Origin of the sequence: Novosphingobium indicum (genome assembly GCF_014645195.1) — a bacterium.
Classification (GTDB): domain Bacteria; phylum Pseudomonadota; class Alphaproteobacteria; order Sphingomonadales; family Sphingomonadaceae; genus Novosphingobium; species Novosphingobium indicum.
The window spans coordinates 171,215-186,621 of the sequence record NZ_BMLK01000007.1; the positions used below are offsets into that span (position 1 = coordinate 171,215).

A 15,407-nucleotide genomic window follows, 5' to 3' on the forward strand; every position below is an offset into this window, starting at 1 on the left:
ATGAACGGGCCTGGATCGCCATTTTGGTTACACTTCCGCTCACCCTGAGCCTGTCGAAGGGTGGGATATCTCAACCCTTGGTGGCGTCGATCCAGCAGTTGAGCAGGGCGTTGGCGAGGCCCTTGTCGATGGCCTCGGCGGCTTCTTCAACGCCTTCGGTCCAGCTCTGCGCCTCGCCGGCCACGATCAGGGCGCCGGCGGCGTTGAACAACACGGCATCGCGGTAGGGACCGGGCTCGCCCTGCAGAAGCGCGCGGAGGGCAGCAGCGTTGAAAGCGGCATCGCCGCCGCGGATGGCATCTACGGGCGCAACGGAAAGCCCGGCATCCTGCGGTGTGACGCGGCGCATGGAGATTTCGGTGCCGCGCACTTCGGCGACTTCATTGCCGCCGGCGAGGCTCAGCTCGTCGAGGCCTTCGTCGCCCGAGATGACCATCGAGTGATCGGTGCCGAGGCGCGCAAGGGCCTCGGCGTAAATCGGCACATAGGCGGGGCGGGCGATTCCGACCAGCTGACGGCGAACGCCGGCCGGGTTGGCAAGCGGGCCCATCAGGTTGAAGATCGTGCGGCGGCCGATGGCCTTGCGAATCGGCATGATGCGCCCCATCGCCGGATGGTGCTTGGCCGCGAAAAGGAAGCAGATGCCAATTTCCGCCAGCGTCGATTCCGCGGTTTCGGCGGCGCGGTCGAGATCGAGGCCGAGCGCTTCGAGCGTATCGGCCGCGCCCGCCTTGGAACTGGCGGCGCGGTTGCCGTGCTTGGCGACAGGAACGTCGCAGGCGGCAACGACCAGCGAGACGGCAGTCGAGACGTTGAGCGTATGGTGTCCGTCACCGCCGGTGCCGCAGACGTCGATGGCATTCTCCGGCGCGGAAACCGGGATCATCCGCGCGCGCATCGCCCGTGCGGCGCCGGCGATCTCGCTTGCGGTCTCGCCCCGGTCTGACAGCGCGACGAGGAACGCCGCGATCTCCCCGTCGGGCACCTTGCCGTCGAGGATCGCGCCGAATGCGGTTTCGGCTTCGACTTCCTCCAGCGGATAGAGCGGATCGGGCAGGCTCATGCGCTGATCCGTTCGGGCAGCCTCGCGTCGATCCCGCACAGCTTCAGGAAGTTCGCCAACATCGCGTGGCCATGTTCGGTGGCGATGCTTTCGGGGTGAAACTGCACACCGTGGATCGGCAGGCTTTCGTGGCGGAAACCCATGACGTGATTGTCGTCCGAGCGGGCATTGACCTTGAGGACATCGGGAATGTCCTCGACGATCAGGGAGTGATAGCGGGTCGCGGTGAAGGGCGAGGGCAGGCCTTCGAAAACGCCGGTGTTGTCGTGCGTGACCGGCGAAGTCTTGCCGTGCATCAGCCCCCCGCGAACGACCTTGCCGCCGAAGTACTGGCCGATCGCCTGGTGGCCCAGGCACACGCCGAGCAGCGGCTTTCCGGCATCGGCGGCAGCGCCCACCAGATCGAGGCTGATCCCCGCTTCGTTGGGCGTGCAGGGGCCGGGTGAGAGCAGGAAGCCCTTCGCGCCAGAAGCGATCGCCTGCTGCGCCGAAAGCGCGTCGTTGCGCACCACTTCGACTTCGGCACCCAGTTCCATCACGTAGTGGACGAGGTTCCAGGTGAAGCTGTCGTAATTGTCGATGACCAGGATCATGGCGCTGCTACCTTCTTTCCTGAGGCGCCTTCGCCGTTTTCTCGACAACGATCAAGGGGCCGAGCGGCGGTCCGCCGTCGACGCGGCCATGTTCAGGGTCCCAGAGCGAGGAAACGCTGCCGTCGAGGAACAGCGCGTCGGGGCAATGGAGTTCATCCCGGAAATAGCGCGCGAGCTTGCCGAAGGAGATCGGTTCGTCTGCAATGACGAAGTGCGCGCGACCCTTTTTGTCGACACCGACGCCGTTGCGCAGCTTGCGCGAAGTGCCGTCGTGATCGATCTTCGGATGGAGCTTGCCCTTGATGACGAGCATCGGGCCGGACTGTGTGCCGAAATTCGGGCGCTTGCTGACACGGGCGGCAAAGTCTTGACTGGTGCGCACTGCCCAGTGCCCGCCCGCCTGTCCGTAGAATACGCCGTTGGGCAGCATGTGGAAGTTGCCCGGGCCTTCGTTGGTGTTGAGCGTGTGCAGCCGCTCGCCTTCCTCGACGTAGTAACCGATCGGCTGCCCGTCGGCATCGAACATGCCGCCATTCATCGCGAAGGCGACGGCATGGGTGTTGTCCGGGCGGTTGACCGCAAGCTGCGAAAGGCTGCGATAGGGCGCGCCGGCCTTCGGGCCGAGCACCATATGGATGCTGTGTCGGCCCGGCGTCGCGGTGCAATGGGTGAGCGCGACGCTTTCGAAGGTCGCGCTTTCGCATGGCGGCGGGGGCGGCGCTTCGGCCTGTTTTTCGCGTTCGCCGGAGGAGCAGGCTGCGAGCAGTATTCCTGCCAACGCAGCAACGCCCCACCGGACCTTTCGAATGTTCCTGCCTTCGTCATCCCCGCGAAAGCTGGGATCCAGTCGACGCCGTATCAACACGGCGAACGGAAAGATGGATTCCCGCCTGCGCGGGAATGACGATAGTTTGCTGAGGAGGGCTTGTTCACTGCCCGAAACCCGGCTCTCCGGCCACGCGCACGGCTTCGCGCGCCGCTGCAAACAGCGCGCCGCTTTTGGCTTCGCATTCGCGCTGTTCGTAGGCCGGGTCGCTGTCGGCGACGATGCCGGCGCCGGCCTGCACGTGGAGCACGCCGTCCTTGAGGACACCGGTGCGCAGGACGATGCACGAGTCCACCGAGCCATCGGGCGCGAAATAGCCCACGCCGCCGGCATAGGCGCCGCGGGTCTCGGGTTCGAGCTCGGCGATGATCTCGCAGGCGCGGACCTTGGGCGCGCCCGAGACGGTGCCCGCCGGGAAGCCCGCGAAGACCGCGTCGATGGCATCGTGCTTTTCGGTGTCGAGCTGGCCGACCACGTTCGAGACGATGTGCATCACATGGCTGTAGCGCTCGATGGTGTAGCTGTCGGTGACTTCCACCGTGCCTTTGGTAGCGACGCGGCCGACATCGTTGCGGCCGAGGTCGAGCAGCATGAGGTGCTCGGCGCGTTCCTTGGGATCGGCGAGCAGGCTGGCCTCGTTGGCCTTGTCCTCGGCGGGCGTCTTGCCGCGCGGGCGGGTTCCGGCGATGGGACGGATGGTGACCTCGCCGTCACGCACGCGGACGAGAATTTCCGGGCTCGATCCCACCAGCGCGAAGCCGGGGAGGTCGAGAAAATAGAGAAACGGTGACGGGTTCACGCGGCGCAGCGAGCGATAGAGCGCGATCGGCGGCAGCGTGAATTCGCAAGTAAAGCGCTGGGCGAGCACGACCTGGAAGATGTCGCCCGCCTCGATGTAGTCCTTGGCCCTGAGGACCATGGACTTATAGTTTTCGGCAGGCATGACCGGCGTGGCCTGCGGCTCGGGCAGGTCGGCTTCGACGGGCGCCATCGGTACCGGCGCGGCAAGGCGGCGCAGGGTTTCGTCGATGCGCTCGGACGCGGTTTCCACCAGTCGTTCCGGCTCCCCGGCCTCGGGCCAGAGCGGCGCGACGCAGAACAGTTCCTCACCGAGCCGGTCGAACACCAGAATCACCGAAGGGCGCACGAAGAGCATGTCGGGCACGTCGAGCGGACTTTGCGGTGCACGCGGCAGCTTTTCGACAAGGCCGATGGTTTCGTAGCCGAAATAGCCGACGAGGCAGGCCAGCGCCTTGGGCAGCTCGGCGGGCACATCGATGCGGCAGGCTTCGACAAGGGCGCGCAGTTCGGAAAGACTGTCCCCCGGCAGGGCTTCGAAGGCCTCGCGGTCGAAGGTCCACTTGCGGTTGATTTCGCAGGCTGCGCCACTGGCGCGGAAGACCAGATCGGGATCGAGCCCGATTAGGCTGTACCGCCCGCGGGTCTCGCCGCCCTCCACCGATTCCAGCACGAAATCGCCGCGGCCTTCCTCAAAGAGCTTGAGCGCGGCGCCGACCGGCGTTTCGGTATCGGCGACGAGCTTGCGCCACAGCAGGGCGGGCCTGCCTTGCGCAAGCTGTTCAAGCGCCGCCGACCGGTCCGATTCGCGTTGCATGGCAGGCCGTCTTCCGGATCAGTTCGGCGAACCGGTGCCCGCGAGCTGGTCGCGCACCGCTGCAATCGCCTCGGGGTGTTCGGTCACGCCCACGTCGGCACGGATCGCCTTGGCCAGCGCTGCGCCATAGGCTTCGCCGAGCTGGCGGCCAAGTTCGCGGCGGGCGCCCTTGATCATCTCGTCGGATTCGACGTCGCCGGGCTCTATCTTCTTGAGCTGGACGACGAACCAGCCACGTTCCTGCGCCGCCGACTGCACTTTCACGGTGCCTTCGGCCATATGGAACATCAGCGACACCGGCGGCGGAACCTGCTTGCCCTGGCGCAGGGCGGCGGTCAGCGTCGGGCGCGACATCGAGACCTGCTGCACGGGCGGCAGGCGCTTGTCGAGGCTGGCCATGGCCTGCTGGATCGTCTTGCCCTTCTTGATCTCGCCCTGCATCTTGAGCGCGGCCTTCTTGGCGGCCTCAGATCCGGTGTAGAGCTTCCACGCCATCGTCACATCGTCCTTGATGTCCTTCAGCGGAGCGGGCGCGGATGGGGCAATCTCGGTCACGTCGAACAGGATGTAGGACTGACCCGGCACGGACGGAGCGACCTGAGGCTCTTCCTGCTCCATGGTGAAGGCCGTGGCGAGCACCGGCTTCACGTCGTCGGAAACGGTTTCGCCGGGCTTCATGTAGACGTTGCCGTCGGCCGTAACGGCACCGGTCGTCTTGACCTCGGCGCCGATGGCCTTGGCTACTTCGGTCAGATTGGCGCCGTTGTCGAACTGGTCTTCGACATTGGTCACCATGTCCATGAAGGACTTGCGGCGCTTGTCTTCCTTGATCTGCTTGATCAGCTCGTCCTTCACGTCGGCGAGCGAGCGGGCAGGCGTCTTGTTTTCCTCGTCCACGCGGACGACGTGCCAGCCCAGCGGGCTCTTCCGCGGCGCGGCGAGCTTGCCGACAGAAGCGGCGAACACGGCGTCGGCGACTTCAAGCGAGAACTGGCTCGAGAGCTCTTCCTTGCTGAAGTATTCGAGGCTGGCTGCAGACAGGCCCTTTTCCCTGGCCGCCGTTTCCAGCGACTTGCCGCCTTCGACTTCGGAGATCACCGCCTTGGCAGCGGCTTCCGTCGGTACGATCAGCTGCGTGATCTTGCGCTTGTCCTGCGCGGCGTAAAGCGCCTTTTCGGACTCGTAGCGTGCGGAAATTTCGGCATCCGTGGGGGCTGCCGGGGGTTTCATCGAGCTCTGGGTGAAGGTGGCATAGCGGATCGAGCGGCGTTCGGGCCGGATGAACTCGTCGGTGTGATTCTTGTAGAACGCGGCCAGCTGCTTGTCGGTCGGGTTCTTTTCGGGCGCGAAGAGCAGCGAGGGCAGCGCGGCAACCGAACCCGAACGGGTCTCGTTCAGCAGCGAGGCATAGCGCTTGGCCGCGTATTCCGACATTTCGGTGCCGGTGGTAGCCGGGACCATCAGCACCTGGCCGGTCATGTTGTGGGCGATGTCCTCGCGCAGGCCCTGCTCGGAAATGCCCTGCTGCGCCAGAGCCTGGCGGAAGGTGTTCTGGTCGAACTTGCCGTCCACGCCCTGAAACGCGGGTATCTGCGCGATCTCGCTGTCGATCAGACGGTCGCTGATCACGATATTGTTGTTCTTGCCGAAAACGAACAGCGCGGTGCGGTCGATCAGGTCGCTCAGCACCTGCGTGACGCCGCCCTGGGCCACCAGCAGCTTCATCGTGGCAGTCGGTTCCTGCTGCTTGACGCGATTGAGCGCCCGCGTGGCCCCCTGCTGCAGGTCGGCGGCGTCGATGTCCTGTCCGCCCACCGTCGCCACGGCATTGCCGCCGGCAATTCCGCCGGAACTGCGCATGCCGGCGATATCGCCGCTGGCAAAGGCGATCGCGATGACCACCAGCACGGCCAGGGCAATCCCCGCGCCGATCTTGGAAGAGAAGAATTTTCTGAAGATAGAGATCATGGACCGTGCCGATCAGCGATGGACTGGGCGAAACCTGCCGGCTTCGCAGTAAACGGGCGCAGGCTTTAGGAGGCCTTGCGGCATCCTGCAATGCCCCCGCGATGCGATGGGGACAATTCCCCGTCTTCCATCGATGCAGAGGTGCGGTTCTGGGGTTTTCCGAGCATGCAGAGTCAACGATTACGAAATGAAATGCAGTAAGGAGCCTTGAACGGGCTCTAGCAAGAACCGATTAAAGGGTTCGACGAAATTAATGCCCGATGAATTTTGACAGCCGGGCGGGGGTGCCTTAGCAGCGCCGCGACAGCGACGAGCCTGATTCCCTCACCGACGGGAATCTGCGGGATTCGCGATGGAAATTATAAAGGTTTGAAATGGCTGGTTTGCCTTACATCGTCGGAAACTGGAAAATGAACGGCACGCGTGCGATGCTCAATGAGGCGCGCGCTATCGACCGGGCTGCAGCACGCTTTCCCAAGGTGCAGGTAGCGGTCGCGCCGCCCTCCACGCTGATCTACCGCACACGCGATGCGGTCGACATCATCGGCGTTGGCGGACAGGATTGCCACGCGCAGGAAAGCGGTGCTTTCACGGGCGATATTTCCGCAGTGATGCTCAAGGACGCAGGCGCCGATTTCACGATCGTCGGTCATTCCGAACGCCGCACGCTGCATGGCGAGAGCGATGCAGACGTGAAGGCCAAGGCCGAGGCCGCGTTGGCCGCGGGTCTTGGCGTAATCCTGTGCGTCGGTGAAACCGAGGCCGAGCGCGATGCCGGGCAGGCGGAAGCTGTCGTCGGCGGTCAGCTCGAAGGGTCTTGCCCGTCGGTTGAAGGGACTCCGGAAAAGCTTTCGGTCGCCTACGAGCCGGTCTGGGCGATCGGCACCGGCCGCGTGCCTTCGGTCGAGGACGTGGCGGCCATGCACAAGTCGATCCGCGAAAAGCTCGTTGCCATTTTCGGCGAGGGCGGTGCGGACGTGCGCATTCTCTACGGCGGTTCGGTGAAGGCGGACAACGCAGCCGAATTGCTTGCGATTCCAGAGGTTGGCGGCGCGCTTGTCGGCGGTGCCAGCCTGACGGCGGAGAGCTTTCTCTCCATCGTCGGTGCAGCGGCTTCGCTCACCCAGGATTGAACGATTTGAGACGGGGGAAGGGGCTCTGATGGCCCTTCCTGCCAGGACGCGGCTCGCCCGCGTCCAACACACGGGTTGCGCGAAGGCCGTGTAGAGCCTATCTGCGCCGCGAACGATGCGGGCGCTCAAGTCCGCCAGAAGGCTGAGACAAAAATGTTCCTTTTCCTGACCGTGGTCCAGGCGCTGGTAGCAGCGGGCCTTGTTGCCGTAGTCCTCATGCAGCAGTCCGAAGGCGGCGGCCTGGGTGTCGGTGGCGGCAATCCCTCGGGGCTGATGTCCGCGCGTGGCGCGGCCAACTTCCTGACGCGGGCGACGGCGGTTCTGGCAACGCTCTTCGTGGCACTCAGCATCGTCCTTGCCGCTCTTGCGGTGGACCAGACGACGGGCCGTGACATCGACACCTCGCTGGAGCGCAACACCGCTCCGGCGCAGCCTGCCGATCCGCTCGCCGGCTCGTCCAATCAGGGCGCTGGCGCTGCCGGCGATGCGGCTCCCGCCCAGCAGGCACCCGCCGACGATCCGCTTTCGGGAGCTGCGAAGCAGTAACCCTCACGCGTTTTTCCGTAACCGAATTGCCGTCTGGCGCTGCCAGAGGGTGATTCCTCGTGTTTGTCCTGTGGATTCAGGCTCTGGGTGCTTGCCCTGGGGCCCCCATGCAATTTAAGGCCCAACTCCCATGGCGCGGCATATTTTTATCACCGGCGGCGTGGTTTCCTCGCTCGGCAAGGGTCTCATGGCGGCAAGCCTGGCAGCACTGCTGCAGGCGCGCGGTTTCAAGGTGCGAATCCGCAAGTTCGATCCCTATCTGAACGTCGATCCGGGCACGATGAGCCCGTATCAGCACGGCGAGGTCTATGTGACTGACGACGGGGCCGAAACCGACCTCGATCTCGGCCACTACGAGCGCTTCACCGGCGTCTCCGCGCATCAGGGCGACAACATTACCTCGGGCCGGATCTATCGCGACATCATCGCGAAGGAACGCCGCGGCGACTACCTCGGCGCCACGGTGCAGGTGATTCCGCACGTGACGGACGCGATCAAGGACTTCGCGCAGGCCGATACCGACGATCTCGACTTCGTGCTGTGCGAGATCGGCGGCACTGTCGGCGACATCGAGGGCCTGCCCTTCGTCGAGGCCATGCGTCAGCTGCGCAACGAGCTGGGCCGTGAACAGAGCTGCTTCGTGCACGTCACGCTGGTTCCCTACATTGCTGCCGCCGGGGAACTGAAGACCAAGCCGACGCAGCACTCGGTCCGCGAACTGACCGGCCTGGGCATCCAGCCCGACGTGCTGCTGTGCCGTTGCGAGAGGCCGCTTCCCGACAGCGAACGCGCCAAGATCGCGCTGTTCTGCAACGTTCGCCGCGAGGCGGTCATTCCCGCGCTCGACGCACCCAACATCTATCACGTCCCGCTGCAGTATCACGGCGAAGGCCTCGACGCGGCGGTCCTGCATCACTTCGGCATCGAATCGGCCGATCCCGACCTGACGCGCTGGCAGGACATTGCCGACCGCTACGATCACCCCGAAGGCGAAGTGACCATCGGTGTCGTCGGCAAGTACGTCGGCCTGCCGGACGCCTACAAGTCGCTCAACGAAGCGCTCGTGCACGGCGGCATGGCCAATCGGGTGAAGGTCAACATTCGCTGGATCGATGCGGAGATCTTCGAACAGGGTGATTCCGAGATCGCCGCAGCGCTTGAACCGATGCACGGCATTCTGGTGCCCGGCGGCTTCGGCGAGCGCGGCACCGAAGGCAAGATCGCCGCTGTACGGTTCGCGCGCGAACGCGGGGTGCCGTTCTTCGGGATTTGTCTCGGCATGCAGATGGCCTGTGTCGAAGGCGCCCGCTCGGTCGGGATCGCCAAGGCCGGGTCGACCGAGTTCGGCCAGACCGAAGAGCCGGTCGTGGGAATCATCACCGAGTGGATGAGCAAGGACGGCTTGCAGAAGCGCGCCAAAGGCGGCGACCTCGGCGGCACCATGCGCCTGGGCGCCTATCCTGCTTCGCTTTCACCCAACAGCCATGTCGCGGCAATCTATGGCACTGAGCAGATCAGCGAGCGCCACCGCCACCGCTATGAAGTCAACGTGGCCTATCGCGACGCGCTGGAAGAAGGCGGTCTGATCTTTTCGGGCATGTCGCCCGACGGCCTGCTTCCCGAAATCGTCGAGCGGCCCGAGCATCCCTTCTTCGTCGGCGTGCAGTTCCATCCGGAACTCAAGTCCAAGCCGTTCGATCCGCACCCGCTGTTTTCGGGCTTCATCGGTGCGGCCCTGCAGCAGGCGCGACTGGTCTGACGCAAAAAAGACCGGCCCCGATGGGAGCCGGTCTCTTGTTTTCCGGAAGGCGAGGCGTAGGCCCGCCGTGCCGATCGGTTCAGATCAGCTTCCAGGTCAGCGGCAGCACGACCGAGCTGGTGCCGGCCGGCGGTGCAGGCAGGCTACCGACGCGCGTCATCAGCGACACCGCTTCCTTGTCGAGCGCACGCGATCCCGAAGAACCGACGAGTTCGGCCTTCTCGACCTTGCCCGATGCCGAAACATAGACCTTAACCTGAGCGGTGCCTTCCTCGCCGCGCATCTGCGCCGTGCGCGGATAGGTCTGCTTGGAAGCGACAACGCGCTTCACGTTGTTGACCCAGCTATCGGCAAAAGCCGGGGTGGCGGTCATCGCCAGAACCGAAAGGGCGGCTGAAATTTTCAGGATCGTCGTCTTCATGGTCAGTCTCCATTTCCGATCGGACTGTGGCCCAATGGCCCTTGTCCGGGGGGCACTCAAAAAAGGTCTTAGAATTCGCTCCAGTCATCGAGGGCGAGGGCATTCGCACCGGATATCGCCGCCGCTGCAGGGCTGCGCCTCGGCGCTTCCTGTACGTGCTCGTAGGCCGGTTCCTCGCTGTTTGCCGCTTCGCCGGCAGGCAGACCGCGGGCCGATGCCTCGTAGGTGTAGCCGGGCTCGCCATCGCCGAGGCGGAAGGCTGCCATCTGGCTCATCAGGCGCTGCGTCTCGTGCGAGAGATTGCGGCTGCCGGCGGAGCTTTCCTCGACCATCGCGGCATTCTGCTGCGTGAAGGTGTCCATGCCGGCCACCATGGTTGAAATCTCGGTGATGCCTTCGGCCTGCTTTTCGGCCGCGCCGGCGATTTCCTCGACCAGCGAGGACACCGTGGCGACTTCGCCGACGATCTGGCGCAGGGCATCGCCGCTGCTTTCGACCAGCGAGACACCGTCGCCCACCTGCTTGGTGCTGCGATCGATCAGGCCGCGTATGTCGTTGGCCGCATCGGCCGAACGCTGGGCCAGCGCGCGGACTTCGGTGGCGACGACCGCGAAGCCCTTGCCGGCTTCACCCGCCCGGGCGGCCTCGACACCGGCATTGAGTGCAAGAAGGTTGGTCTGGAAGGCGATACCGTCGATCGTGTTGATGATCGCGGCCATCTCCTTGGAGGTCGTCTCGATGCCGCGCATGGCATCGACGGCCTGGTGCGCGATATCCTCGACCTTGGTGGCCGTGTCGCGGGCCACGAGCAGACGGGTGCTGGTCTGGCGGGCGTTGTCCGCGGTGACCTGAACCACGCTGGTGAACTCGTTGAGCGTGCGGGCAGTGTCGGCGAGCGAGCTGGCCTGCTGCTCGGTGCGGCCGGCAAGATCCGAGGTCGCCGCCGCGATCTCGTCGGTGCCGACGCGGATCGAGTTACACCCGTCGACGATCTGACGCATCGTTTCAGCGAGGCGCGCCACGGCGAGGTTGTAGTCCACCGGCAGGCGGGCAAGGGCGCCTTCGCCGTCTTCGGCGAGGCGGATGGCCAGATCGCCTTCGGCAAGCTGCGAGAGACCATCACCGATAGCCTGTACGGTCTGCTGCAGATGTCGGGCGCGTTCCTGCTCTTCGTGAGCGCGTTCCTGATCGGCCTGGGCCAGTTTCTGGAAGCGTTCGAGCGCGCGCGCGAGGCTGCCCAGCTCGTCCTTGCGGTTGACCCCGGGGATCACGACGTTGGTGTCACCATCGATCAGGCAGCGCACGGCACTGTCGAGCCGCTTCACCGGACGGGCGACCGAGCGCATCATGACAATCAGCAGAATGATCGCGCAGGCGAGACCCGCCAGCGCCGTGCCGGTCATTATCTTGCTCGCCTTGGCGTAGATTTCCTCACCATGCGTGGCAGCCGCGTCGGCCGCCTTGGTGTTGAGATCGATCAGCGTGAGCAGGTGATCTTCGAGCTCGTAGAAGCCGTCGAGACCTTCCATGTCGAACATGTCGGTCGCCGCGGCCGGATCGGTCTGGGCGAGGTCCATGATCGTCTCGTTCTGGGCAACGTAGGCCTGCCAATCCGCCCGTACCTGATCGAGCGCCGCGATCTGCGCAGGCTGGTGGATGTGCTTGCGATAGTCCTCGAGCACCCCGTCAATCACGGCACCGGAATTGCGCAGCACCTTTGTCTGGCGATCCCAGGCGGGCGTTCCCGCCGCATTGAGCGTATCGGCCTGATGAATCCGGTACTGCGATGCATAGGCATGCAGATCGCCCAGAGCCTGCGATGCGGGCAGGGCATTGCTGGTCAGTTCACTGGTGAGAGTGTTCACTTCGCCGATCTGGCGAATGGCGAATACACTCATGCCAGCCATGATCGCCAGCAGCAGGCTGAACGCTATGACCAGGCGGTGAGCGATCTTCAAACGTAACATGGCTATCCGTCTCCTGGGGGGGCTAGGTCAGAAGAAGGTGTAGCCAAGAGTGGTTGGGCCCGGCTTAAGTGCACGAACGGTAACAACCGTAGTAGCTAATGCGAAAAGCCTTAGGGATTTTTACGCATTACTCTCCGATAATGGTGTACGGCGCGGTAAGATTTGGTCGCAAAAAGGCGGCCCGGTTTCCCGGACCGCCTCGGTTTTCCTAGCCTTTTGAAGAGCTGAAAGCGATTCAGGCCGCAGCGCTGTCCTTGTCGGACTTGTCGTCGACAACCGTAAGCGTGTTGCCGCCAACGGCGATCTTTTTCGGCCTCATGGCCTCGGGAACTTCGCGCACGAGGTTGATTACCAGCAGCCCGTCAGCCATGTCGGCGTTGTCGACGCGGACATAATCGGCCAGTTCAAAGCGCCGTTCGAAGCCGCGCTGGGCAATGCCGACGTGCAGATATTCGCCTTCCGACGAATCGTCCGGCTTGTTGCCCTTCACGATCAACAGATTGGCCTGCGCGGTGATGTCGATGTCGGCCGGACGGAAGCCGGCCACCGCAAGCGTGATGCGGTAGGCGTCCTCACCGAGGCGCTCGATGTTGAAAGGCGGGTACTTGTCGCCGGTATTGGCGCGTCCCTGGTTCTCGATCATGTCGAAGAGGCGGTCGAAGCCCACCATGGTGCGGCGATAAGGCGAAAAATCGATACGGTTCATGACAAAAATCCTCCAATGAGCAATCTTCGTTTCGTCGAGGCCCGGAAACCCGGCGCCTCATCGATGAGCCATCCCCATGGCGGGCCATGACTCGCATTCCTAGATATGATAGCGGCCCGGCGTTTCAAGGGTCGTCAGACAGGCAATGAAGGAGCCCCGAATGAGCCAGCCCAAGGTCGAAATGTACACCAAGTGGGGATGCCCCTACTGCGTCGCCGCCAAGTCTCTGTTCGACGGCAAGGGCGTCGCTTACGAAGAATACGACGTGACCATGGGCGGCCCCAAGCGCGCCGAAATGGAAGACCGCGTTCCCGGCGCCCGCACGGTCCCGCAGATCCTGATCGACGACAAGCCTTACGGCGGCTTTGACGATGTCAACGCGCTGGAGCGCGGCGGCAAGCTCGACGCGCTGCTCGGGCTCTGATCCTATGACACGCGCGGCCCTTTTGCAGATGACGACGGGTATCGACCCTGCGGCGAATGCTGCAACGATTGTCGATGCCCTCGCCACTGCCCGCAGCGAAGGGGCCGCGATGCTCTTCACGCCCGAGATGTCGGGCCTGCTCGATCGCAAGCGCTCGCGTGCAGCGGAGACGATCCGCACCGAAGGTGAAGACACTGTGCTCGCCGCGGTGCGTGAAGTCGCGGCACGCGAAGGGCTGTGGGTGCACCTGGGCTCGCTCGCCATTGCGCGTGACGACGGCAAGTGGGTGAACCGCGCCTTCGTCATCGACGACAAGGGTGAAATCCGTGCCCGCTACGACAAGCTGCATATGTTCGACGTCGATCTATCGACCGGCGAATCCTGGCGCGAGTCCAGTGCCTATGCCGCCGGCAACAGCGTGGTCACGGTGGAGACCCCGCTGGGCCGTCTCGGCCTGGCGATCTGCTACGACATCCGTTTCCCGGCGCTGTTCGAGGCGCTGGGGCAGGCCAGGTGCGACGTCATCGCCATTCCCGCGGCCTTTACCGTTCCGACCGGAAAGGCGCACTGGCACCTCCTGCAGCGCGCCCGCGCGGTAGAGGCCAGCGCCTATGTCCTGTGCGCCGCGCAAGTGGGGCGGCACGAGGACGGGCGTGAGACCTACGGGCACTCGCTCGCGATCGATCCCTGGGGTGAGGTCCTGCTCGACATGGGCGGCAAGGCGCCCGGGCTGGGCTATGCCGAGATCGATCCGGCGCGCATTGCCGAAGTGCGCGCGCAGCTTCCCAGCCTTGCCAATCGCCGCGCGATAGCCAAATAGCGGATCCATGATCGTCTACGACCTGGAATGCCGCAGCGGCTCCCACCGATTCGAGGGCTGGTTCAAGTCCTCGGACGATTTCGCGCGCCAGAAAGAGGACGGTCTGGTCTCCTGCCCCTATTGCGGCTCGGACAATGTCGCGAAGGCGATGCAAGCCCCCCGGCTGTCGCGCAAGGGCAACCAGATGCCCACTCAGGCAGCGCCGCGCCGTGGGGCTCCGGAAGCGGCCCCGGTGGAACCGGCCGAACTGGCCGCCCCCGTCGCCAATGCCCCTCTGCCGCCGCAAGCGGTCGAACTGATGCACAAGCTTGCCAAAATGCAGGACGAGGCGCTCAAGGAATCCCGCTACGTCGGCGAGTCCTTCGCGGAGGACGCCCGCGCGATCCACTATGGCGAACGCGATGCCGAGACCATTCACGGCGAGGCGACGCTGGAACAAGCACAGGAGCTTCTCGACGAGGGCATATCTGTCATGCCCCTGCCGTTTCCGGTGACCCCGCCCGAACGAAACAACTGATCGACCGTCAGTCGCGTCGGACAGATTGCCAAGCCTTTGCACGCAAGCTAGGACGCCCCGGCGTGCGCCCGTAGCTCAGCAGGATAGAGCACCAGATTCCTAATCTGGGGGCCATGGGTTCGAATCCCGTCGGGCGCACCATTTTACACTGAGGACGGGAAGAGCCAAAAACCCTAAACGGTAGAGTGGTTTGGGCGGTTCGAAGACCGATTTTGCGGTCGAACGTCAATTTATCAGAAAATGCGAGTTTCAGCAGCGTCCGCTTGGCGGTGACCGGCAAGCTTGCCGAGCATCTCGCCCGGCTCGACCTGTTGATCCTCGACGAACTGGGCTACCTCCTGTTCCCCCGCACCGGCGGCCAGTTGCTGTTCCACCTCGTCAGCCACCTTTATGAGCGTACCTCGATCATCGTCACCACCAACCTTGCCTTCGGCGAATGGCCCACCGTCTTCGGCGACGCCAAGATGACCACGGCCCTGCTCGATCGCCTCACGCACCACTGCGACATCATCGAGACCGGCAACGACAGCTCGCGTTTCAAGAACCGCAGCTGAGCCCGCCTGGAAAAGAAGACGATTTACGCCGTGCGGGAACGCCTCCGGGCTACGCCCTCCGCCATTCCGGCAAGGCAAATTCGCGCATCAAGCCTTGCTCCCCTATTGAACCCCGATCCCGGTCCCCGTTCGCGCGCCGATTGACAGTCTTGCCATTTGGCAGTTTTGGCCGTGACCGCGTGGTTCTCAACTTCGTCCTGTCGGGCGGGGAATGATTGGAGTAGATGGGGTCCGCCTCGGACAACTAGCGTTCCGGCATTGCCTGGCCAGGCTGCGCTGGCGCCAATTTTGGCGTTTTCCTGAGCACAGTTCCCGGATCGAAGTTTACATCCTGAAACCTTCTGTTCACCAATATATGAGGATATCGCTACGGACGCGGGGAATTTGCCTTCGTACGCCATCAATCGCATTTGCCGTTTGGCATGTAGTCGAACGCCCGATTGTCGACTGCGTGGAATATCCGATTTGCTGAACTTGTCGCATAGTGCGAAAATC

General features: G+C 64.1%; 14 protein-coding genes, 1 tRNA gene and 1 pseudogene. 8 read left to right on the forward strand and 8 right to left on the reverse strand.

Features of this window, described 5'->3' with window-relative positions:
- Positions 1 to 70 precede the first annotated feature (70 nt).
- The 5 genes from trpD to IEX64_RS09245 all read right to left on the reverse strand — a co-directional run bounded on the left by trpD (position 71) and on the right by IEX64_RS09245 (position 6,065).
- Entirely contained in the window at positions 71 to 1,063 is a 993-nt protein-coding gene (gene trpD / locus IEX64_RS09225; protein WP_188819363.1) for an anthranilate phosphoribosyltransferase, read from the reverse strand.
- Complete coding sequence (locus IEX64_RS09230) at positions 1,060 to 1,656, reverse strand: anthranilate synthase component II (RefSeq protein WP_188819364.1); 597 nt, start codon at positions 1,654 to 1,656, stop codon at positions 1,060 to 1,062. Before IEX64_RS09230 ends, trpD begins: the two co-directional genes overlap by 4 nt.
- Before the next feature lie 7 nt (positions 1,657 to 1,663).
- Entirely contained in the window at positions 1,664 to 2,434 is a 771-nt protein-coding gene (locus tag IEX64_RS09235) for a phosphodiester glycosidase family protein (protein WP_229710166.1), read from the reverse strand.
- A gap of 151 nt (positions 2,435 to 2,585) precedes the next feature.
- Complete coding sequence (trpE, locus tag IEX64_RS09240; RefSeq protein WP_188819365.1) at positions 2,586 to 4,097, reverse strand: anthranilate synthase component I; 1,512 nt, start codon at positions 4,095 to 4,097, stop codon at positions 2,586 to 2,588.
- Between the two features lie 18 nt (positions 4,098 to 4,115).
- Positions 4,116 to 6,065, reverse strand: a complete 1,950-nt coding sequence (locus IEX64_RS09245) for a SurA N-terminal domain-containing protein (protein ID WP_188819366.1) — start codon at positions 6,063 to 6,065, stop codon at positions 4,116 to 4,118.
- A 374-nt stretch (positions 6,066 to 6,439) separates the two neighbouring features.
- Here IEX64_RS09245 and tpiA point away from each other — a divergent pair, with 374 nt between their 5' ends.
- From tpiA to pyrG, 3 genes are all read left to right on the forward strand, one after another.
- The gene (gene tpiA, locus IEX64_RS09250; protein ID WP_188819367.1) at positions 6,440 to 7,198 is read left to right on the forward strand and encodes a triose-phosphate isomerase; all 759 of its coding nucleotides are present in this window, start codon (positions 6,440 to 6,442) and stop codon (positions 7,196 to 7,198) included.
- 153 nt (positions 7,199 to 7,351) lie between these two features.
- Positions 7,352 to 7,744, forward strand: a complete 393-nt coding sequence (gene secG / locus IEX64_RS09255) for a preprotein translocase subunit SecG (RefSeq protein ID WP_188819368.1) — start codon at positions 7,352 to 7,354, stop codon at positions 7,742 to 7,744.
- A 130-nt stretch (positions 7,745 to 7,874) separates the two neighbouring features.
- Positions 7,875 to 9,503 (forward strand): CTP synthase, encoded by a 1,629-nt coding sequence (pyrG, locus tag IEX64_RS09260; protein ID WP_188819369.1) that lies wholly within the window; start codon positions 7,875 to 7,877, stop codon positions 9,501 to 9,503.
- A 79-nt stretch (positions 9,504 to 9,582) separates the two neighbouring features.
- Here the strand turns inward: pyrG and IEX64_RS09265 are convergent, their stop codons facing one another.
- The 3 genes from IEX64_RS09265 to IEX64_RS09275 all read right to left on the reverse strand — a co-directional run bounded on the left by IEX64_RS09265 (position 9,583) and on the right by IEX64_RS09275 (position 12,597).
- A complete protein-coding gene (locus IEX64_RS09265; RefSeq protein ID WP_188819370.1) occupies positions 9,583 to 9,924 on the reverse strand; it encodes an energy transducer TonB family protein in 342 nt (113 codons plus the stop codon).
- A gap of 68 nt (positions 9,925 to 9,992) precedes the next feature.
- Positions 9,993 to 11,891, reverse strand: coding sequence for a methyl-accepting chemotaxis protein (locus IEX64_RS09270; protein WP_188819371.1), 1,899 nt, complete (start codon positions 11,889 to 11,891; stop codon positions 9,993 to 9,995).
- 235 nt (positions 11,892 to 12,126) lie between these two features.
- Complete coding sequence (locus IEX64_RS09275; RefSeq protein ID WP_188819372.1) at positions 12,127 to 12,597, reverse strand: Hsp20 family protein; 471 nt, start codon at positions 12,595 to 12,597, stop codon at positions 12,127 to 12,129.
- Positions 12,598 to 12,757: 160 nt separating this feature from the next.
- Here IEX64_RS09275 and grxC point away from each other — a divergent pair, with 160 nt between their 5' ends.
- From grxC to IEX64_RS09300, 5 genes and pseudogenes are all read left to right on the forward strand, one after another.
- A complete protein-coding gene (gene grxC, locus IEX64_RS09280) occupies positions 12,758 to 13,021 on the forward strand; it encodes a glutaredoxin 3 (protein WP_188819373.1) in 264 nt (87 codons plus the stop codon).
- A 4-nt stretch (positions 13,022 to 13,025) separates the two neighbouring features.
- The gene (locus IEX64_RS09285; protein WP_188819374.1) at positions 13,026 to 13,841 is read left to right on the forward strand and encodes a carbon-nitrogen hydrolase family protein; all 816 of its coding nucleotides are present in this window, start codon (positions 13,026 to 13,028) and stop codon (positions 13,839 to 13,841) included.
- Between the two features lie 7 nt (positions 13,842 to 13,848).
- The gene (locus IEX64_RS09290) at positions 13,849 to 14,358 is read left to right on the forward strand and encodes a DUF1178 family protein (RefSeq protein WP_188819375.1); all 510 of its coding nucleotides are present in this window, start codon (positions 13,849 to 13,851) and stop codon (positions 14,356 to 14,358) included.
- Positions 14,359 to 14,422: 64 nt separating this feature from the next.
- Positions 14,423 to 14,499 (forward strand) — tRNA-Arg (locus IEX64_RS09295).
- 134 nt (positions 14,500 to 14,633) lie between these two features.
- Positions 14,634 to 14,912, forward strand: a pseudogene (locus tag IEX64_RS09300) (ATP-binding protein); the annotation flags it as partial.
- Between the last annotated feature and the right edge of the window lie 495 nt (positions 14,913 to 15,407).